Annotated in this window: 15 protein-coding genes; 1 reads left to right on the forward strand and 14 read right to left on the reverse strand. The window is 44.1% G+C overall.

Going from position 1 to position 21,425, the window contains the following annotated elements; genetic code table 11:
* Positions 1-65: 65 nt before the first annotated feature.
* From I4V44_RS08950 to rsxC, 6 genes are read right to left on the reverse strand one after another with little or no spacing between them, the layout of a single operon-like run.
* Entirely contained in the window at positions 66-857 is a 792-nt protein-coding gene (locus I4V44_RS08950; RefSeq protein ID WP_196002622.1) for an RnfABCDGE type electron transport complex subunit B, read from the reverse strand.
* 13 nt (positions 858-870) lie between these two features.
* Positions 871-1,446, reverse strand: a complete 576-nt coding sequence (gene rsxA / locus I4V44_RS08955; protein ID WP_008704334.1) for an electron transport complex subunit RsxA — start codon at positions 1,444-1,446, stop codon at positions 871-873.
* A gap of 6 nt (positions 1,447-1,452) precedes the next feature.
* Positions 1,453-2,163: an electron transport complex subunit RsxE gene (rsxE, locus tag I4V44_RS08960; protein WP_019161483.1), complete on the reverse strand. Its 711-nt coding sequence runs from the start codon at positions 2,161-2,163 to the stop codon at positions 1,453-1,455.
* On the reverse strand, positions 2,163-2,771 hold the full coding sequence (locus I4V44_RS08965) for an RnfABCDGE type electron transport complex subunit G (protein ID WP_118572568.1): 609 nt from the start codon (positions 2,769-2,771) through the stop codon (positions 2,163-2,165). The genes rsxE and I4V44_RS08965 overlap by 1 nt, the downstream gene beginning before the upstream one ends.
* Positions 2,768-3,745, reverse strand: coding sequence for an RnfABCDGE type electron transport complex subunit D (locus I4V44_RS08970; RefSeq protein WP_118331258.1), 978 nt, complete (start codon positions 3,743-3,745; stop codon positions 2,768-2,770). Before I4V44_RS08970 ends, I4V44_RS08965 begins: the two co-directional genes overlap by 4 nt.
* Positions 3,746-3,760: 15 nt before the next feature.
* A complete protein-coding gene (gene rsxC / locus I4V44_RS08975) occupies positions 3,761-5,077 on the reverse strand; it encodes an electron transport complex subunit RsxC (RefSeq protein ID WP_196002623.1) in 1,317 nt (438 codons plus the stop codon).
* 184 nt (positions 5,078-5,261) lie between these two features.
* Here rsxC and I4V44_RS08980 point away from each other — a divergent pair, with 184 nt between their 5' ends.
* The gene (locus I4V44_RS08980) at positions 5,262-6,287 is read left to right on the forward strand and encodes a ribonuclease H-like domain-containing protein (RefSeq protein WP_196002624.1); all 1,026 of its coding nucleotides are present in this window, start codon (positions 5,262-5,264) and stop codon (positions 6,285-6,287) included.
* 14 nt (positions 6,288-6,301) lie between these two features.
* Here the strand turns inward: I4V44_RS08980 and I4V44_RS08985 are convergent, their stop codons facing one another.
* From I4V44_RS08985 to I4V44_RS09015, 8 genes are all read right to left on the reverse strand, one after another.
* The gene (locus I4V44_RS08985) at positions 6,302-6,949 is read right to left on the reverse strand and encodes a 4'-phosphopantetheinyl transferase family protein (protein WP_196002625.1); all 648 of its coding nucleotides are present in this window, start codon (positions 6,947-6,949) and stop codon (positions 6,302-6,304) included.
* Between the two features lie 11 nt (positions 6,950-6,960).
* Positions 6,961-7,263: an STAS domain-containing protein gene (locus tag I4V44_RS08990; protein WP_008704342.1), complete on the reverse strand. Its 303-nt coding sequence runs from the start codon at positions 7,261-7,263 to the stop codon at positions 6,961-6,963.
* Positions 7,264-7,282: 19 nt separating this feature from the next.
* Complete coding sequence (locus I4V44_RS08995) at positions 7,283-14,713, reverse strand: non-ribosomal peptide synthetase (protein WP_243280244.1); 7,431 nt, start codon at positions 14,711-14,713, stop codon at positions 7,283-7,285.
* Positions 14,714-14,788: 75 nt separating this feature from the next.
* On the reverse strand, positions 14,789-16,267 hold the full coding sequence (locus I4V44_RS17595) for an amino acid adenylation domain-containing protein (RefSeq protein ID WP_243280246.1): 1,479 nt from the start codon (positions 16,265-16,267) through the stop codon (positions 14,789-14,791).
* A 13-nt stretch (positions 16,268-16,280) separates the two neighbouring features.
* Positions 16,281-18,026 (reverse strand): MATE family efflux transporter, encoded by a 1,746-nt coding sequence (locus tag I4V44_RS09000; protein ID WP_025576975.1) that lies wholly within the window; start codon positions 18,024-18,026, stop codon positions 16,281-16,283.
* Positions 18,027-18,158: 132 nt separating this feature from the next.
* Positions 18,159-20,030, reverse strand: coding sequence for an outer membrane protein assembly factor BamB family protein (locus I4V44_RS09005; protein ID WP_243280247.1), 1,872 nt, complete (start codon positions 20,028-20,030; stop codon positions 18,159-18,161).
* Positions 20,031-20,040: 10 nt separating this feature from the next.
* Entirely contained in the window at positions 20,041-20,433 is a 393-nt protein-coding gene (locus tag I4V44_RS09010) for a hypothetical protein (protein ID WP_025576973.1), read from the reverse strand.
* 116 nt (positions 20,434-20,549) lie between these two features.
* The gene (locus I4V44_RS09015; RefSeq protein WP_008704353.1) at positions 20,550-21,386 is read right to left on the reverse strand and encodes a deoxyribonuclease IV; all 837 of its coding nucleotides are present in this window, start codon (positions 21,384-21,386) and stop codon (positions 20,550-20,552) included.
* Positions 21,387-21,425 lie beyond the last annotated feature (39 nt).

Consider the following 21,425-nt stretch of genomic DNA (forward strand, 5'->3'; position numbering starts at 1 on the left):
CCCCGCGCGTCCCTTAATCGAACAAAAAGAACTGCCATGCCTTCACACAGCAGTTCTTCCTCCCATTACTGAATAATATGTCTCGGACAAACCTCTTTACAAGCCCCACAATTCGTACACTTACTATAATCAATATGCGCACAGAAATTATCAACCGTAATCGCCCCATTCGGGCAAGTCTTCTCACACTTCTTACATCCGATACAGCCAACCTCACACGCAGAAGTAACAGCCTTACCTTTGGCATGAGAACTACACTGCACAAACGTAGTCTGCTCATAGGGTACAAGCTCAATCAAATGCTTCGGACACTTGGCAACGCACTTACCGCATGCCTTACAAGCCTCCTTATCAACCACTGCCACACCGTTCACAACATCAATCGCCCCAAACGGACAGGCTTTCACACAGCTTCCGAATCCAAGACATCCGAATGCACATGCCTTAGCTCCGCCACCAGGAATGAAAGCCATCATCTCACAGTCTTCCACACCTGTATACTCATAATTATCCTTCGTCTTCTCACAGGTACCCGCACACTTCACATACGCCACCTGACGGGTAGTCTCCACAACTTCCTGTCCCATGATCGCTGCGATCACTTTTCCGACAGGCTCACCGCCTACCGGACATCCATTTACAGGTGCCTCACCTTTGGCGATCGCTGCTGCCAGACCATCACAGCCGGGATAACCACAGCCACCGCAGTTATTACCGGGAAGCGCCTCACGAACAGCAACTTCCTTCTCATCCACTTCCACAGCAAACTTCTTACCGGCAACGCCAAGGAAAACACCGATAAAAAGACCTACTGCCGCAACCAGTACAGTTGCCGCGATAATTGCTCCTATATTCATACCAGTCCCCTCCTTAAATCAGTCCTGAAAATCCGAAGAAGGCAATTGCCATCAGTCCAGCTGTCAGCAGAACTGTAGGGAATCCCTGGAAGGATTTTGGAATGTCATTGTATGCGATTTTCTCACGGATACCAGCCATCAGCACGATGGAAATAGTAAAGCCCACTGCTGTTGCAAATCCGTTCACTGTTCCCTGAAGAACATTATACTCTTTCTGCACGTTTGTAAGGGCAACACCAAGAACCGCACAGTTTGTTGTGATCAGTGGAAGATACACACCAAGTGCCTGATACAGGGAAGGCATTGTCTTCTTAAGGAACATCTCTACAAACTGTACCAGTGCCGCGATCAGCAGGATGAATACGATAGTCTGCAGATAAGTCAAGTTCGTAGGAACCAGGATAGCATTGTAAATAATACCTGTCACAAAAGATGACAGTGTAATAACGAAGATGATCGCACCGCCCATGCCGGCTGCTGTCTCAACACTCTTGGAAACACCAAGGAAAGGACAGAGGCCAAGGAACTGACTGAGGACTACGTTATTTACAATCGCTGAGCTTACAAGTATGATCAAAAGTTCTTTCATAATCCATTACCCCCTTTTTCCCTTACACATGGTATTGCCACAGGCTGCACAGCTTCCGCCGCAATCAGGATTACTTGGATCAATGCCACGTTTGGCTGCACCGATTTTGAATTTGTTCTGTAATGCAGAAAGCGCTGCCAGAACAAAGAATGCTCCGGGTGCCAGGATAAAGATTGTAATCGGTTCATAACCTGCCTTACCTGCTGCAGCATCTGCCAGAGGAAGAATCTGATGTCCGAACAGAGAACCTGCACCGATCAGCTCACGTACTGCACCAATACAGGTGATACTTAAGGTAAATCCAAGACCCATACCAATACCATCAAACAGAGAGGCAATCGGTTTATTCTTGGATGCATATGCTTCTGCACGTCCAAGGATGATACAGTTAACTACGATCAGAGGAATATAGATTCCAAGGGAGTCATACAGGCTTGGAATAAATCCCTGTAAAAGAAGCTGTACAACTGTTACAAAGGAAGCAACAACTACGATAAATGCAGGCATACGCACTCTGTCCGGAATAAAGTTTCTCAGAAGAGAGATCATTAAGTTGGATGCTGCAAGGATCACTGTTGTAGTAAGTCCCATTCCGATACCATTGGTTGCAGATGTGGTGATAGCCAGTGTAGGACACATACCAAGCATCAGTACAAAGGTAGGATTTTCTTTGATGATTCCGTTATATAAACGTTCAGCAGGTGTGTTTGGTTTCATCACTGATTTCCCCCTTTCTCATACTGGAATGCACATAATCCGGCATTGACACCGTTTGTCATGGCATTCGTTGTAATAGTGGCACCACTTAACGCATCAATCTGATCATCCGCTGTGGCACCGGTCTTTGTATATTCAAATTTATCTACGTTCTTATCTTTGAACTGATTCTTAAATGCATCTGTGTTTGCTCTCATACCAAGACCTGCGGTCTCACCGATGGAAAGAATGGAAATTCCATTTAAGGTACCGTCATCCTGGATACCCATTGCAAACTGGATATCTCCGCCGTAACCCTCGGAAGTGGTTACTGTAAATGCATATCCCAGTTCATTGCCTGAAGCATCTTTGGCAAGCATAGTCTCATCTATGGACTGTGCCGCATATCCGTTCTCATCCAGATAAGACTGCATGGCATCCGCATCCACATCCACTGTCTCAAAGCTGTCCGCATCTGCAAATACTGCCTTATACGCATCTTGTTTCGCCTGAGCTTCCTGCTTTGCAATAGGATCTGCCGTAATATCCTGGACTACACCAAGGGCAAGTCCTGCCACCAGTGTGATCACTGTAATGGCAATGGTATCTTTGATAATTCTGTTACTCATGCCTTTTTGCCCCCTTTCCCAAATGCCGGGTGACGAGTCACACGTTCAATCATCGGAACTAACAGGTTGCAGAAAATGATCGCATAGGATACGCCCTCTGCGGAACCGCCAAAGAGACGGAAAACCGCAGTCAGTACACCAAGACAGACACCGTATACATACTGTCCTCTTGGTGTGATCGGTGTTGTGACATAGTCTGTAGCCATAAACCATGCACCAAGCATAAGACCACCGCCGAAGATGTGGCTGAACAGATAGTTCACGTCAAATCCCTTGCCTGTTCCAAGCATGTAAAGGATTACAAATACTGCGAAACTTCCAATATAGGTAAGCGGAATCTTCAGATCGATCACCTTGAAAACCAGAAGGATTGCTGCTCCGATCAGGATCGCAAGGGCAGAAGTCTCACCGATAGTTCCCTGGATATCACCGATAAACATATGTAATACAGATACAGAACTGTCTGTAAATCCATTCTGTTTCAGAGCTGCCAGAGGAGTTGCACCGGATACGGTATCTACCACACCTCTGAAGCTGTCGCTTACTGCGAAATCTGTCATCTTTCCTGCGAAAGAGATCATCAGGAAACATCTTCCTGCAAGTGCTGGGTTCATGAAGTTCTGTCCCAGACCACCAAAGAGCTGTTTTACAACGATGATCGCAAATGCACTGCCAAGTACAGGCATCCAGAGCGGAATTGATGCAGGCATATTTAATGCAAGTAATAAACCTGTAACAACTGCACTGAAGTCTGTAATTGTGTTCTTCTTATGCATCAGCTTGTCATAAATCCACTCAAAGAATACACTGGAAGCGACAGTGATCACTACTACCAGTAAGGCACGAAGGCCAAAATTATAAATTCCAAACAGTGTGGTCGGCAGAAGCGCCAGTGCCACAAGCTGCATGATTTTGCTTGTTGTCATCTTATCCCGGACATGGGGATTGGATGATACATGTAACATCTGATCCATTACGATGTCCCCCTTTTACTTTTTCTTACGGCTTGCCAGAACCATCTTACGCATAGATTTGATCATCTGGGTCAGCGGACGCTTGGCAGGGCAGATATAACTGCAGCAGCCACATTCGCAGCACTCCATACCATCAAATTTCTGGAAGCTCTCCATATCACCATGCTCTGCAAAGGTTGCAAGTCTTGCAGGAATGACATGGCCGGGACAGACTCCTACACATCTGCCGCAGTTAATGCATGCAGTCTGTTCGGCATCTGCCACATCATCCTTCTCCAGGCAGAGACATGCGGAGCTTGTCTTAATACATGGTACATGAGTGTCATACATGGCAAATCCCATCATAGGACCACCTGAAATTACTTTGGATACATTGTCTGTCAGTCCGCCGGCAGCTTCAATCAGCTCTGCCATATCTGTTCCGGAAAGGACATCAAAGTTCTGCGGATTCTTAATCCCCTGTCCTGTTACTGTCACGATACGGTCCATAACAGGTTTTCCAAGGATAACGGCTTCATAAACAGCAATTACGGTATCTACGTTATCAACTACGCATCCTGCATCTGCCGGAAGCATGGCAGAGTTGATCTCTCTGTCTGTGACAGCTTTGATCAGGAAACGCTCACCACCCTGTGGGTACTTGGTCATCAGCTCTGCTACTTCAATACGTGGAATATCTTTTACCATTTCTTTCAGTTTCGCAATACAGTCAGGCTTGTTATCCTCAATACAGATGTATCCCTTTGCATTGTCAAAAAGCTTCAGCATAACTCTTAAGCCCTCGATCAGCTTCTCAGAGTCATCCAGCATTCTTCTGTAGTCACTGGTAAGATAGGGTTCACACTCGGCACCGTTTACAAGGATATGATCGATCTTCTCCGGTTCCTTTGGCGCAAGCTTTACCTGTGTGGGGAATCCGGCGCCGCCCATTCCCACAACTCCGCCTTCTTTAATTCTCGCCAAAATCTCCTCTTTCGAAAGATCTTCCAGACGTGCAGGAGTAAATTCCACACTTTCATACTGCTGGTCATTCTCAATGATAATGGAACTGACCATAGAACCTGTTGCTGTCAGGCGCGGTTCGATTCCTTTTACCGTACCGGAAACAGACGAATGGATCGGTGATGAGACAAACCCCGCAGCATCTGCGATCTTCTGTCCTGCGAGCACATGGTCTCCCTTCTGAACTATCGCTGCAGCCGGAGCACCGATATGCTGGGAAAGAGGATATACCATATCTCCCTTTGGCAGATATTTCACTACCGGACTGTTCTTGGATAATTCTTTTCCGTCATAAGGATGAACACCACCCTTAAAGGTTAAAATTCCCATTTCGTTCCCTCCTTTTATATTAAGCACCACCAAAGTGCTCTATTTTTGATAAAATCCATATACTTTTTTGTACATTTTTATCAACCTGTTTATAATATAAACCATTTTTTCAAAAAAAGCACTACCCAAATTTCATTTTCTTGTGTATAATTAAATACAATTTCAGAAAGGAAAAATTATTAACATGATTGTTAAAAAAATGCCTATTTTACAGGGGTTTCCAGACTTTGAGACCGTTAATTTTTTCACTGGAAAACTCTTCCAAAAATACAATTTTACACCTGTTTTTTACGACATAGAAACCACAGGATTGTCAAGAAATTCCACGTATTTATACCTGATCGGAGCTGTTGGAATTGAAGATGAAACTTGGTATTTTTATCAATGGATGGCCGAAAATGCCAGTGAAGAAGAGACAATTCTGAGAATTTTTTCACAATTTCTTCAGCAATATAATTTGATGATTTCTTACAACGGAGAACGATTTGACCAGCCCTATCTGGAAGCACGATATGAAAAATATGGAATCCCCTCTCCATTTACAGGAAAACAGTCTCTGGATCTCTACCTGACATTAAAACCGTTAAAGTCACTTTTAAAACTGCCCGCCATGAAACAGCCCTGCATGGAAGAATTTCTGGGGATCAAAGACAGGATTTATGATAATGGTAAGGAGTGCATTAAACTTTACAAAGATTTTCTGAAGAAAAGAGATACTTTTACGGCTGAAGAAATCCTGGGACACAACCTGGAGGATGTGCTGGGACTGGGAAGAATCTTTGATATGCTGGGATATCTGTGCGTTTATGACGGAGATTATGAAGTTACATACAGTGAATTTGACGGAGACAACCTGATCCTGAAGCTGAAGCTCCCCTGCACACTGCCACAGGAATTTTCCAATGGAAACACTGACTTCTATCTGACAGGAAAAGACGAAGAAATCAATTTAATTATCAAAACAACTGACGGGAAACTGAAACAATACTATGCAGATTATAAGGATTACTATTATCTCCCGGAGGAGGATACGGTTATCCCGAAATCTCTCGGATCCGGAATTGACAGAAAGCACCGGAAAGCAGCAACCAGAAATACCTGTTACACCTGGTTTACCTGCTCCGATGCCTTCCTCAGTTCTCCCGTACAGCAGAAGCAATATCTGACATATACGCTTTCTTGTCTGATTGGAACTCTAGAACGTGTCTGAAAAATCCTCTGTGATCATATATAAATATCGTCAAAAGCAATTTCCAATGGATTGTGAAGAGAAAAAGCCCTCTCACTGCTGACCGAGAAAATATAACCGTCAAATTCCATTGTCTCAAAAAAGCATGGCCTTTCTGAGGATTTTCCGAGGACAAACCCATCTGCTGTGGGAACCACTTCAAAAGAATCCAAAGGGAGGCTCATTCCTCTGCCTGTCATTTTCATATAACTTTCTTTTAATGTCCAGAGCGTAAAGAACGCCTTATCTTTATCCTCCGCAGCCTTGATGTAAGCAAGCTCTGAATGGTAGAAATAATGTTCTGCCACCTCAAGAGGCGCATTGGCATTTTTCTCAATATCGCACCCGACTTCGCAGTCTGACAGCACACCCACAACATAGTCCCCCGCATGAGATACATTAAAAAAAAGGCCATCCACAACCGGCTTTTCATTGTCAGAATATCTCAGGCAGCTTTCCGTAAGCCCGTTTTCATCGAGGATTTTTCTGATGATGATCCCTGCACCCAGACTTCTTTTGCGGTCATCAGGCATACGATACCTGATGACCTTTTCTCTTCTTCTGATCCCAACCAGATCCAGAAGCCTTTCATTCTTAAGCGGATCCTCAAAATGATTAATATTGATTCTGTATAATTTCTGCATCTGATCAACAGTTACTTCTTCTGAATATCGATCTTGCTGTCAAACCCTGTAAGGCTGAATACATCGTAAACCTCATCAGAAACATTGATGATCTTAAATCCATCCTTTTGAGCCATTTTTTTGTAGGCCACGATTACCTGACGTAAGCCTGCAGATGAAATATACTCCAAATTTGTAAAATCAAATACCAGACTTGTGATGCTGTCTTCAAGTCCGGACAGAGCCTCCCCTAACTGGGGAGCTGTCTGTGTATCAAGCCATCCGCTGATTTCCATAGTTGCTTTGTTACCTTCTGTTTTTGTGATAATTTCCATTGTGATTTTCCCTCCTGAATCAATCAAAAAATGTAAGTCTGTCAAGTGCTGCAATTGCATTTTCCAGATATCTGTCATCTGTAACCGGCCATTTATAATCCAGCCTGTACAGAACCTGTGCTGTAAAACGATTGCTGTAATCAATGGTATAGATTTCATTTTCATTATGTGAGGTATAGGCAATCAGTCCGGAAACCGCATCAGAATCCTGACCGGTCTTTGCAAATTCCTTCACTGCTGCCTCAAACTCCTCATCTCTTACAATATCAATCCTGAATCCATAGCTGCGCATTGCGTAGATCAGGTCTGCCATATAAATATGATGGCTGTTGCATGCATGGAATACAGTAAATCTCCGGTCGGTCTGAGCCAGTCTCAGAACTGCCAGCGCAGTAGAATCAATCGGTGAGAATTCTGCCACCTCATGCATACCGCCCATAGGGAATTTACCTACAGCCGCATAACCTCTCAGGCTGCGAAGGAATCCATTGGTAATGAAATTAATCTGGAACTCGCCGTCAGAGTTTCGGCTCATCAGATTACCTACCCGGACTACCTTGCCGTCCAGTCCCTCGGAAACTGCTTCCAGAACCGCCCTCTCTGCCAGGAATTTGGTGCGGATATATTCGTTGGTAATATTCTGTCCGATGTACAGATCATTCTCACAGAAAACTCTGGACATTGGCGGAACACCGTCAGAACCCTCTCCCGCAACGGAAACCGTAGAAATCTGGATCAGTCTGCGGCCGTTATTCTTACAGAAATCGATCAGATTTTCCACACCCTGCACATTAATTCTTTCCAGTACATCATCTGCAGCGAAATGCTTTACGCAGGCAGCACAGTTAACGATGGTACTAAATTTGTATGCTGAGAATCCTGCCACCTGTTCTTTGGAAGTAATATCCCCATCTACACAGATAATACGATTTTCAAACAGTTCCTTGCATGGATTGTCGAAATAGTACATCAGCATATTCATCATTCGTTTTTCCGGTGATTCATATTTGCCCTTGCGCACCAGACAGTAAACCTTACCGTCATAATTGTCAAGGAATGCTTTAAGGACATGGATCCCCAGGAAACCTGTGGCACCTGTGACCATAATATCTCCCAGCTTTTCCTTTGTGATCCGGTCTGCATTTTCTTCTGTATTTGCGCTGATCACATTCTGGATCCTATTATAGTTATAATCCGAAAATTCATTCTTGCTCTGTGCAGCCTCTGTAACTCCGTCATCATCAACCAGAGCTGCAAGTTCCCGTACAGTAGGATATTTGAAAATATCCGCATATACCAGTGAAATATTCTTTGACAGACACATAACAGCAACCTTGGATGCAGTAAGGGAAGATCCGCCCAGCTCAAAGAAGTTGTCCTCAATCCCTACTCTTTCAATTCCCAGTGCTTTCTCAAAAATCTCACAGAGTGCTCTCTGAGCTGCTGTAACCGGCTCTACATAGCTGGCAGTGTTCGTGGTTACCTCCGGCATTGGCAGTGCTTTTTTATCAATCTTACCGCCCGGTGTCACAGGCATTTCCTCAATGCTGACAAAGAAAGACGGCATCATATAATCCGGGATCAGCGGCTCCAGGAAGGTCTTCAGTTCATCCTCCGGGATGGCTTCTCCTGTATAATAAGCTGTGATATATTTATTTCCACCCTTTTCAATTACTGTAACGGCTGCATTTTTCACCAGCTCATGTTTCAGAAGGGCACCTTCGATCTCACCAAGCTCCACACGATATCCTCTGATCTTCACCTGTGAATCGATCCGGCCTATGTACTCAATATTTCCGTCACCTTTCATACGGACCATATCACCGGTCCTGTAAAGACGGCTTTCCTGCTCACATACAGCAAATGGATTTTCTACAAACACAGATGCTGTTTTTTCCGGAAGATTATGATATCCTCTGGCAATCTGCCTTCCTGCGTGACAAAGTTCGCCGGACGCACCCACCGGAAGCCGGTTCAGATTCTCATCCACAATGTAGCTGCGCACATTCCGCTGTGATTTTCCAATCGGGATGTTGTCATACTGTCTGTCTACCAAAAACTCTGTGGAAGAAACCGTATTCTCTGTAGGACCGTAGCCATTGATCATCTGATAGGTACGGTTACGGTAATGCTTGAATTTCTCGCCGCCAAGTGTAACAAATTTAAGAGCAGGTGCATCCTCCAGAAGTTCTGTAACCAGTTCTCCCATCTGGGTAGGGAAGGTTGCGGTGGTGATCTCTTTTTCCTTTATATATCTGCTTATGGCAATGGCGTCCTTACGGATACTCTCCGGTAAAATATACAGGACTGCTCCTGCGGTAAGAGGTGCAAACAGATCGATCACTGACGCATCGAAACAGAAGCTCGCAAACTCTGCCACAATGTCATCCGGTGAAGTATTTCTGCTCAGTGTGATATATTCGATCAGGTTCAACAGATTTCTGTGCTCGATCATAACACCCTTTGGCTTTCCTGTGGAGCCTGAGGTATAGATCATATAGGCAAGGTTCTCCGGTTTCGGAGAAATAAGCTCTGCAGAAAGTTCAAAATCCTCAGCCTCATCTGACACACTGTCCAGACTGATCACATTTCCGTCATAAAATTCCACAAGATTCTGATACTGATCGATCACAAGGAGATTTCTTGCTCCTGAATCCTTCAGCATATATTCAATTCTGCTCTGTGGATACTCCGGATCCAGAGGAACATAGGCTCCGCCGGCCTTCATAACACCCACATAGGCTACTGTATATTCCTTTGTCCTGCCACACAGGATACCTGTAGCCTGTTCCGGGCCAAATCCGTTTTCCGTAAGCTTCTGAGCAATATAATCAGACATTCTGTCCAACTCTCTGTAAGTAAAATCTCCGAAGTCATCCCGCACTGCCGGTCTGTCCGGATATCTGGCAGCCATCTCCTTAAACAGATCTATGAAGGTCTTTCCTGCATGTTCCGGAATATCCTCCATCTGAGTTTTTTCCTCAAACATCAGCCGGATATCAGCCGGATCGCATTCCCTTAAGATTCCCTCTGCAGTGGTTTCCAGATTGTCAGCCAGATACCGGATAGTTTCCTCATGGTACATATCCCCTCTGTACTCAATCTCAAAGACAAATCTGTTCTTTTCAATGGAAATGCTGACAGAAACCGGTGCCTTTGCCATGTTCAGGCTGACAGGCTCCTCCTGTGCATATTCCCCGCCAATGGTGTCAAAAGCAAAATTGTCGCCCTGGTAAATAACCATGGCATCTGCCTTAATATCAAACTCATGGCTGATCTGTGAGAAAGGATAAATATCGTTGTTCATGGAATCGATCAGCTGTTTCTGTACACCGCTTAAGCAATCTTTGGCTGTTCCTGAGAAATCGCAGAAAACAGGGAGTGTTTTTACCAGCATACCCACTGTTTCCGAAAGTCTGGAATCGTTTCTTCCATGGTAAATAGTGGTAAATACAGCATCCTTTTTGAAATTATATTTTCCAAGTGTGATACCAAAAGCGGAAATGAAGAATACATTCTCCGTAATTCCATGCTTTTTACAGAATTCCTTCACATCCTGCACGGAAATGGATCTGGTCTCTCTGTGGTAAAGTTCTGCTGTTGGAGCCGCACCGTTTTTGTCCGGATAGAAGCTGATGCTTCCACCTGCATGTTCAAATACTGACTTATAATAATTCTCTGCATTTTTATAGATATCACCTGCCAGGGCATCTCTGTTATCCAGTGCCAGATCATAGGAAGTATAACCTTCCGGTTCCAGCTTCTCACCGCTGTAAGCTCTGTTAATATCATTAATTATAATAGCCAGAGATGTACCATCGGCAACAATGTGGTGAAGGTCCAGGAACAGATAATTGCCATCACAGGTTCTGTAGATTTCAAACCGGAAAAGCTGTTCATTAAACAACATATATGGACGTACCAGAGTGTCTCTGTTCATTCCGTTTAAAATCGGTGTTTTATAACTGAGCCCATCGTTTCGTTTCTGAAGTACATTTCCGTTGTCATCCATAAACAGACGGGTTTTCAGATAAGGATGCGCCTCAACAGTACTGTCAATGGCTTCTGCCAGTCTGTCCAAATCCACCTTGTTATCAAGCTTTAACAGATACGGGATATTGTAAATGGTAGAACCCATATTTGCAGTACACTCAATGAAAATCCCCTCCTGAGTGTTGGTAAGAGGATAACTTTCCTGTACTTCCCTTTTGCTTTCTTTTCCCGCAGTTTTTACAAATTCCTCCATCATTCGGATAGTGGGATGATTCTTAATATCTGAAGTTTTGATCACAATGTCAAAGGCTTTGGAGATCAGGATATTCAGCTTAATGGCAGTGATGGATGTCAGACCTGCCTCATAAATATCTGTGGTAATCCCAAAATCCGTATACCCCAGAACCTCTGCGATACAGTCAAATAATATCTGCTGAACCTCATTCTCAGGCTTAATGATCTCCGCTGCTTTTTTCTCAGGCAGAGGAAGAGCCTTTTTATTTACCTTCTGGTTCTGGTTCAGAGGAATTTTGTCAATCTGCATGGTAACTGCAGGTACCATATAGGCAGGCTTTGTCTCTTTAATAAAATCATTCAGGGCATTGATATCAACAGTGCTGTCCGATACCACATAGGCAGCAATATATTTTCCACCATTTGGATCATCAAAGGCAACTACAGTGGCATCCCTGATGCCCTCATATCTGCGGATCACTTCCTCAACCTCAGAAAGCTCAATCCTGAAACCTCTGATCTTAACCTGGGAATCCTTTCTGCCAATGATCTGGATATTTCCATCCGGAAGAAATCTTGCCACATCACCTGAATGATACATCACTTCGTATCCCGGTGTATCATCATAAAGATTCTTTGTATAGACCTCGGCAGTTTTTTCCGGCTTGTTAAGATATCCTCTGGAAACCTGCCAGCCGGTGATCATCAGCTCTCCGCATGCACCGGGAGGAAGCATATGCCCCAGCTTGTCTGTAATATAAAGCTTCACATTGTCAAGTGCTTTTCCGATCGGGACATTTGGATAATATTTGTCCACTTCAAATACAGTCGTAAAAATAGTCGCCTCTGTAGGTCCATAAGCATTGATAAACTTATAATCTTTTGGCGGCTCACATGGAACCAACTTCTCTCCTCCTACAGAAAGATATCTCAGGCTCTTACAATCCATCTCCAACGCAAACTGCCTTCCCACCTGAGTAGTCATAAAGGAATGCGTGATGCCATTTTTCTCAAAATAGTGCTGCAGTCCAATAAAATCCAGACGGATCTCCTCCGGAATAATGTGAAGCTGTGCACCGTTTGTGATGGCACCGTAAATATCCATCATGCAGGCATCAAAACCAAAGGAAGCATATGCAGCTATCCTGGAATCCGAATCTATGCCATAATACCTCTTGAACCAGTGACAGAAAGCAGTAATATTTCCATATTCCAGCATACAGCCCTTTGGCACACCTGTGGAACCGGAAGTATACAAAAGGATAAACAGATCATGCAGCTGCGGCTTCTTAAGCACAACATCCCTATCTTCCAGCTGCCAGATCTGATCTGTAAACAGCACCGGTCCTTTATATCCGTCTACCAGAGAAAGAAGCTCTCTGTCAGCAATGAGAAGCTTTGCAGAGGAATCCTCCATCATGTACATCAGGCGGTCCCTGGGATAGGTTGGATCCAGAGGCTGGTAAGCTGCACCTGCCTTTATCACGCCCATCGGTGCGATCGCCATATATTCACAGCGGGGGATCAGAATGGAAACAACATCTTCACTGCCAATTCCCTGGGATGCGATATATTTTCCAAGTCTGTCGCTGATCTCATCCAGTTCTCTGTAAGTATATTTTTTATCCTTAAATACCACAGCCGTATGGTCAGGAATGGTCTGTACCAGCTCCTCAAACATATCAGCGATGGTCTTACTTCTGTCATATTCGCAGGCAGTATTATTAAATTCCGCAATTGTGTCCGCTCCATTTTGGGAAAGAACAGAAACTTCCGAAATATATTTTGCTTTCAGCAGGGAATCCATAGCTGCCTCATAGGATTCCAATATTCCACGTACAAAGGCTTCACTGTACATGTCACTGCGGTATTCTGCAGTAAGCACATATTTATGATCGTATTCTCTTACCTGAATCAACAGAGGCATCTTTGACATATCCGGAGAAAGGTCATGACCCCTGGCAACAGTATCACCGATTGGGAAATCATCCCCAAGCTCTGCCTGATATGCAAATACCAGATCAGAATTAATCCCGTACTTTGCACAAATATCAGAGAACGGAAAAATATCATTTGCCATGGAAGACAGAATCTGCTCAGAGAGCTCTGTCATATAGGCCTGTATGGTGACTTTCGGATCACAGGAACAGTAAACCGGCAGAGTCTTTACAAGCATGCAGACTGTATTCTCCAGTCTGGAATCATTTCTTCCATTATAAATAGTTGCAAAAAGACTCTCCTCGGAATTGGAATATCTGCTCATGAGAATGCCGAATACACCTGTAAACAGAATGTTTGGAGTAACCCCCAGCTTCTCGCAGGCAGAAAGTACCAGAGACTCTCTGGTGTCCACAGGCATCGACAGATATCCTCTCTCAGGAATCTTTCCTGAGCAGTCAGGAAGAGGCAGGGATTCTGTCTCAATTCCCTCGAAAATACTGTCATAATATTTCTCGGCCTTCTTATATTTTCCCTCTTTCATCTGCTGTTCTTCATCAAGGGCAGCATCAAAGCCTGTGTAGGATTCTTTCTCCAATTTCTCACCCAGATAGGCCCGATCGATATCCTCAAAAATAATATCATAGGAATTACCATCTGCCAGGATATGGTGGAAATCTGTAAAAAGATATTTCCTGTCTTCTGTCACATAAATCCCCGCCCGGAACAGCCGTCCCTTTTCCAGCTTAAAGGGACGCACCAGCTCATCTTTCATCTTTTCAAACTGCTCATTTGTGGTCCGGACCACCTCTGGTACAAAGGCTTCCTCACAAGGCTTCTGCACCATCTCTCCGCTGTCACTTAAATAAACCTTTGTCAGCAGATACGGATGTGCAGCGATCATCTGAGAAATGGCATCTGACAGCTTCTGAACGTCAACAGAGCTTTCCAGTTCAAACAGGAACGGAATATTGTATACCGTACTCTCAGGATTCTTCATGCACTCTGCAAAAATACCCTTCTGGGAGCCGGTAAGAGGGTAAACTTCTCTCTTTTCATAGGTTCTGATCTTCGGTGCAAGCATCACATATTTTTCCAGTTTCTCCACCGTATTGTTTTCGTGGATATCACTGGTTTTCACAGTCACTCCGAATTCCTCTGAGATCAGAATACAAAGCTTCATGGCACTGATAGAAGACAGCCCCGCCCTGTAAAAACTTGTGTCAGTTCCAAAAAAATCATTCTCCACAACGTCTGCAACGATTTCAAAAATCTTCTTCTGCATAGGAGTCTGGGGTTCTTTCAGATTCTTTGGCTGTGCAACCGGCTTTGGCAGTGCTTTCTTATCAATTTTGCCATTCTATGTCACAGGCATCTTTTCCAGTTGGACAAAAACCTCAGGAACCATATAATGAGCCAGGGACTCTGATGCATAGGCAGAAAGCTCCTCTGTATTGATCTGGCGGTCAGCCATAAAATAGCAGCAGAGGAATTTGTTATCTACAGGCAGAGTAATGCTGGTAATGATTCCCTCATAGGAATTGATCACTTCCTCGATCTCACCAAGCTCAATCCTCAGACCGCGAAGCTTGATCTGATTGTCTATTCTTCCGAAAAATTCAATCTCACCCTCAGGGCTGATCCTTGCAAGGTCACCGGTCTTATAAGCTCTCTCTCCGTTAAGATCAATGAATACAGCCTCTGTTTTATCCGGCAGATTCATATAACCTCTGCCAACGCCCAGTCCTGCGATCACAAGCTCTCCGGTCTCTCCGTCCGGAAGGATCTTATTCTCTTTATCTACAATATATACCTTCACATTACCGTTAGGCGTACCAATGGTAATGTTTCTGCTGTCCGTAATTACCTTCATGGTACAGCTGATGGTAGTTTCCGTAGGTCCATAACCATTCATAATGTAAGCATCCGGGTTTACTCTGCGAATCTTGTCATACAGAGCCGGAGGAAAAGCCTCTGCACCTACATCAAACACCTTAATCTGAGAAACTGCTTTTTCAAGCTGGGGCAGATCGATCATATTGGACAGGTAAGTAGGAGTTGTGGTCATAATATCCACTTTATTTCTGACGATCAGCTCACCCAGCATAAGAGGATTCAGAATCTCCTCATCAGAGGCGATCACCGCAGTCATCCCGTTGGTAAGTGGCAGAAATTCCTCCAAAACAGACACATCAAAGGTCATGGCTGCCATGGAAAGAGAAACCGATCCCCTGCTGACATAACCATAAGTTTCCGCATTTTTCGGATCCGGATTTACAAAATTGGCAAGGTTGATATGTTCGATCAGCACACCCTTGGGCTTGCCTGTGGAACCGGAAGTATAGATACAATAACAAAGATCATGCTCCCCGATCTTTACCTGAGGATTCTCTGTATTCTCATTCTCCAGAAGTTCCTCGATCAGAAGTACTATACAGGGAAGCTTAGCAAACAGTTCCCTTCGTTCCTCTGCGATCTCCTTTGTTGTGATAATAAAAGGAGCTCCTGAATCCTCAAAAATATATCGGATCCTGTCATCAGGATAATCCGGTGTGGCAACTGCAAATGCGCCTCCTGCCTTCAGGATACCCTGTCGCACTGCATAGAAATCACAGCATCTCTCAAGAACCACACCTACGATAGTCTCCCGTCTGACACCTTTTTCCACAAGTGCATTGGCAATCCTGTTGGCCCGTTCATTGAGCTGTGCATAGGTGAAGCTCTCTTTGCCGGAGACAACTGCACATTTCTCAGGATGAAGCTTCACCTGTTCCTCGAACAATTCTGTTACCGGCCGAAACTCAAAAACAAAATTGTTCCTTTCATTAATATTTTTCATTTTCATGTACCTCCTAAAAAGATATTATGGTATTATTCATATCAATCGCACGAATATAATCCATGGATTTTGATACCTTCTTGACAAGTTCAATCCCATGTATATCAAAGTCTTCACTGTCATACTGATATTCCAGAGGGTTGAAATTTACACCGTTATCTCTGATCCTCAGTCTGCAGAGATCATCCTCCAGACAGAGGTTAATGTCGATCCAGTTGGAGGTTTTTCCCCCGAATCGTATAATATTTACAGTCATTTCCTCCGCACACACTGCGGCAAGATTTGCCTTGCTTTTAGAAGCTCCCTGTTCCTGGCAGAACTCTATGATCCTCTTATGAACCGTTTGTGCTTCCTCCATGGTACTCTTAATGGAAAAATCCAGATTAATCCCCGGATTTTTGTCAGGAACAATATAAAAGCTTGTATTCTTATGCCTGATTTTTCTGAAAATGCAGGCTGCAACTGCAGTTATGATCTCAGTGGCAACAAATCCTGCTGCAATTCCGTCGATACCGATCCCGTCAATCTGTTTCCATACAAGGATTCCCACCAGGGTTGCAGGCAGAACTACCACCGCATTCTCCAGAAATGTGGCAAAGCTTGCAATGGCTGTCTCCTCAATGGACTCGTAATAGCTGATAATAAACTTATTCCACAGATAAGGTGCCACACACAAAGCAAAGATGCGCAGCGCCTGGACCATATGGCTGCCCAGTTCGCCACCGCCGCTTCCGAACATAACAGTGATTTCCTCGGTAAACAGCATAATAAGGACAAAGATCACAGCCAGCAGGATGTAACTGTATTTCAACATCTTTTTACAGAGAACCCGGATTCCCACGTAGTCCTTCTCTCCAAAAAGGATTCCTGCCACATTTGGGATCACACCGATGATTCCGCCTGTAAGCATCTCGACGATCAGCAGCACATTGTCACAGACAGTAAATACTGCCATACCTTCCTCGCCCAGCTGGTTCATGATAATGGTATTCAGTCCAAGCGCCTTTACAAAATTAGCTGCCATAAAGATCAGCATTGGCACGCCTGTGATGATTGCTTCCTTTGTGATTCCAAGTTCGCCCGGCTTTAGCAGGATCAGGTGGAGGTTTCGCTTATCAGAGCGGATATAAAGCACAAAAATTCCCATTGCAAACAGGAAACCAAGAACAGTTGATAAGGATGCACCTGTAATTCCCAGAGGAGTATATCTGAGGAATATATAGTCCAGCACAAGATTGATCACATTGGCTGCAATAAGGTAGGCTGATGCCAGCTCCGGATGATTCTCCACTCCAAGGTAATTGACCATCATCAGTCCAATTCCGATCACTGGTGCCCCCAGCATACTTACACGTATGTAATCTCTGGTATAACCGGTCAGGACACCGTCACCTGATACCAGAAGTCTGGCAACAGGTTCTGCTGCAGGAAGGGCGCAGATTGAAAAAATGATTCCCACCACAAGTGTTACTATAAATGTGGCGGAAAACAATTTCGATGCCCCTTCTTTGTCTCGTTTGCCAAGCATGTTTCCCACTGCTATGGAACCGCCGATGCCAAGGCAGTATCCTGTCAGCTGAACGATCGTCTCCACAGGCAGGCTCAGGGTAACTGCAGACATTGCCTCCACCCCGATCAGGTTACTTACAAATATCGTATCTACGATATTTCCCAGCTGAAGCGCCAGAGACATCATAATCCCCGGAATGATGTACTTATTCAGCTTCGCATTCAGCAGTCTGTTATTTCTCTCTTCCATCGCTTCCTCTCCTTTGTTTTCAGTTTTTTCAAAATATTGTGCCGTAAAACTGTAAGATATTTAAATTTTACCATTTAGTGCGATAAATGGCAAGTTAATAAAGAATGGGAGAAAGCAAATAAATATTGCTATTTACTGTAACCTGATTCCCCATATTTTACAGTCTCTGGTGCCTACAACCGCATAGTTATCGTAGACAGCCGGGGAAGCCTCTATCACACCCTCGCTGACAGATAATACATCTTCCTGTTTACCTGTTTTACCATCAAGAAGGCGGATATCACCTGTACTGTTGCAATAAAGAACCTTTCCTGATCCGTCTTTGTTATAAACGCACACCGGAGAAGACCAGGCATATGAGGAAGAATCCTCCCATACTTTAGATCCGTCAGATTTTCTCAGACAGGCAAGAACTCCCGATGCATTGTCAGAGGTCTTTGCCACTGTCACATATATATAATCGGCAAGGCTGTTCTTTCCACAGGCAATCGTAGACTGAACTCCACCGGAAACACCGTCATCAGTAGTACATTCATAATCTGTATGCCACACGATCTCACCGGTTTCTGCATCAATCTTCCAGACAGGGACAGTGGCTGTGTCATAACTTCTCCATCCAAGGCGGAAGGAAGTACTTACATACAGATACAGATGTCCTTTTTCGATTTCCAGAACAGGCGTTGAATTAGAATCATCCAATGTATCCTGAACCCATACCAGCTGAAGAGTGTTCAAATCCAGACACATAAGATTTCCCCCATTATCGGTCATAAATATATAGCCTTTATAGATTGCCGCACTGTCTTCCATTCCAAGCCAGAAAGACTCTGTACTGCTTCTTGTTCCATAGTAGCGCCATTTTACAGTTCTGCCCGGATCAATGGATAAAGTCCCACTGTTCAGATCATATTTTGTATTCAGCCTGATCAGATACAGGATTCCGTTCTCTCCCGGATAGATCAGGGTATCTGTCTCTGCATCCACAAGTGCTGATCCGTCAAAAAAGCTCAGACTTCCTCTGAGTGAAAACTCATCATTGTCTCCAAAAGTATACATAACACTACAATCCAGCAAGTTTACTACAAATACCTTTGCAGTTCCTTCGTTGCTGTTATATCCGGCGCCAACATACATAATCGGATATCCTCTCGGATCAAGGGCACCCGCACCCTTAAAAGTATATCCCAGATATAATGGGTCACGTGTCTTTTCTCCCGTTCTCAAATCCAGAAAATACACATAACCATCCATACAGGCATAAATCACCTCAACCAGTTCATCATCTGCCTTTGCTTTCTCTGTCATATTCATATGTGCTTTGACCTCTTTTGGCCATTTCATCATAAGCGGTTGTCCTGTCCATCCACTTCCTGTCCAGACTGCACTGCCCGAAGAAAGAGAACCTGTATCTGCAGACCACAGTTTGTTCAGCCTGAAATCAGTCATATCTGCATAACCATGGGAAGGGGTATCGCGAAAACTGTTTCCGCGAAATGTGACGATCCCATCCACATCTGTATAATCCTGTCCTATATTAAAGGAAATATCACCATCAGCCTTATAATCTCCAATATTTTCAAGTACGTTTCCATCCACCTCAATATTAGTATAGCTGATCAGATTTTCCGGCTTTGTAGAATCCACACAATGAGGCTGAAAATTAATCTCTTTAGTCTTTTTCATTTCAACCACATCTTTGGTTTCTTTAATTTCTTTAGTTTTTTTAGTTTTTTCGATTATCCTGCCTTCTTTTTCCTCATCTGCACCTGAAGCTGATACGGCCTTCACCTTCCCGCTGTCTGTTTTGCTGACAGACAGGAAAAACTTGTTTCCTGCAAACCCAAGCAGAAGTACAAAAATTATAATCCCCCCAGTCTTTATGAGAGTTTTGGGGAAGAAAACTTTTCCACTGCGTTTTCCTGAACTTTTCTGTGATATTGTTTTCTGAATGTAATCCGGTCTTGCAGACTTTCTCCCAGAATCCACGTTTCTCTTCTTGTTCATACCTTTCCTCCTAAAAAATATATCCTGTGAACTTCATCTTCTGCCTGGCTGTATCCGGCACATCGATCAGCCCAAAGCGATAGAACATTCCATATATATAACTCACTCCGCGAATATCACCCAGAGCTTTGGGTCTGTCAACCACAGCTCCCACCTTCTTTATATTTCTCAATGCCAGCAGCACTGAACTTAATGCCAGACTCTTACTGTTCTCCCTACGGTCGATCCACAATTCCCTTGTGTAGTCTCCATTCCGACCCTTTCTTACTTCATAAGTGAACGGAAGCCCTGTATAGGTTTTGAAACTCTCACCTGCATAGAGTAAAATAACCTCCCACAGATACTTCTCGTCCAGTGTTTCTCTCAGCTTCTCTACTGCCTGATATCCTTGTCTTTGCTGCATCTCTGATCTTTCCTGCATTCCTTCCTTTTGATCTCACTCCTGCTCTTTCGATTTGCACTTACAACTTGTCAGCACGCCCCAATTTATCTTCCTGATTCGGACAGATATATTTATACTCATTTCTGTTTATACTCATTTCTGAGCAACGCAATTTCATGAGTCCATCCCTCATCATCATTTGGTGTCTCCAGAATAAACGGAATTCCCTCTGTGGCAGGATGATTGATCACGCGGACAAGTGCCTCCAGTCCTATTTCACCTTCTCCGATTCTGGCATGGCGGTCCTTATGGCTGCCAAGGGGATTCATGCTGTCATTTAAATGGATGGCTTTTAGTCTGTCCAGACCTATTATCCGGTCAAATTCTTCAAATACGCTGTCAAGATCGTTTACAATATCATATCCACCATCCCAGACATGACAGGTATCCAGGCAAACACCTAATTTATCTTTTAACTCCACCCTGTCAATGATCTGACGAAGTTCTTCGAAATTTCTTCCTACTTCTGTGCCCTTTCCTGACATAGTTTCCAGAAGTACAATCGTACTCTGATCTTTTGTCAGCACTTCATTGAGAATTTCTGCAATTTTACTGATTCCTACTTCTGCACCCTGTCCTACGTGACTGCCCGGATGAAAATTGTAATAATTTCCCGGTGTCATTTCCAGACGTCTCAGATCATCTGCCATGATTTCTCTGGCAAAATCCCTGAGGTTTTCTTTGGCAGCGCAACAGTTCATAGTGTAAGGCGCATGAGCCACCAGCTTTCCAAAATGATTCTCCTCTGCCAGCTGCCCAAATGCCTGCACATCCTGCGGATCAATGTCTTTGGCTTTCCCTCCTCTTGGATTTCTGGTAAAAAATGCAAATGTGTTACCACCATTTGCCAGCATCTGCTTCCCCATTGCAAGATATCCCCGGGATGAGCTTGTGTGATTTCCTATATATAACATCTTTTTACTCCTCTTCTGTCGTATTTTCACAGTACCAGT

Origin of the sequence: Blautia sp. 1001283B150304_161114_C9 (genome assembly GCF_015668165.1) — a bacterium.
GTDB classification, from domain to species: domain Bacteria; phylum Bacillota; class Clostridia; order Lachnospirales; family Lachnospiraceae; genus Blautia_A; species Blautia_A wexlerae.

Coding starts and splice junctions, on each gene's coding strand:
- I4V44_RS09010 (WP_025576973.1), bottom strand. CDS start 20,433: ATGCAGCAAAGACAAGGATATCAGGCAGTAGAGAAGCTGAGAGAAACA.
- I4V44_RS17595 (WP_243280246.1), bottom strand. CDS start 16,267: ATGAAAAATATTAATGAAAGGAACAATTTTGTTTTTGAGTTTCGGCCG.
- I4V44_RS08985 (WP_196002625.1), bottom strand. CDS start 6,949: ATGCAGAAATTATACAGAATCAATATTAATCATTTTGAGGATCCGCTT.
- rsxA (WP_008704334.1), bottom strand. CDS start 1,446: ATGAAAGAACTTTTGATCATACTTGTAAGCTCAGCGATTGTAAATAAC.
- rsxE (WP_019161483.1), bottom strand. CDS start 2,163: ATGAAACCAAACACACCTGCTGAACGTTTATATAACGGAATCATCAAA.
- I4V44_RS08990 (WP_008704342.1), bottom strand. CDS start 7,263: ATGGAAATTATCACAAAAACAGAAGGTAACAAAGCAACTATGGAAATC.
- rsxC (WP_196002623.1), bottom strand. CDS start 5,077: ATGGGAATTTTAACCTTTAAGGGTGGTGTTCATCCTTATGACGGAAAA.
- I4V44_RS08995 (WP_243280244.1), bottom strand. CDS start 14,713: ATGCAGAAGAAGATTTTTGAAATCGTTGCAGACGTTGTGGAGAATGAT.
- I4V44_RS09000 (WP_025576975.1), bottom strand. CDS start 18,026: ATGGAAGAGAGAAATAACAGACTGCTGAATGCGAAGCTGAATAAGTAC.
- I4V44_RS09015 (WP_008704353.1), bottom strand. CDS start 21,386: ATGTTATATATAGGAAATCACACAAGCTCATCCCGGGGATATCTTGCA.
- I4V44_RS08965 (WP_118572568.1), bottom strand. CDS start 2,771: ATGAGTAACAGAATTATCAAAGATACCATTGCCATTACAGTGATCACA.
- I4V44_RS08980 (WP_196002624.1), top strand. CDS start 5,262: ATGATTGTTAAAAAAATGCCTATTTTACAGGGGTTTCCAGACTTTGAG.
- I4V44_RS09005 (WP_243280247.1), bottom strand. CDS start 20,030: ATGAACAAGAAGAGAAACGTGGATTCTGGGAGAAAGTCTGCAAGACCG.
- I4V44_RS08950 (WP_196002622.1), bottom strand. CDS start 857: ATGAATATAGGAGCAATTATCGCGGCAACTGTACTGGTTGCGGCAGTA.
- I4V44_RS08970 (WP_118331258.1), bottom strand. CDS start 3,745: ATGGATCAGATGTTACATGTATCATCCAATCCCCATGTCCGGGATAAG.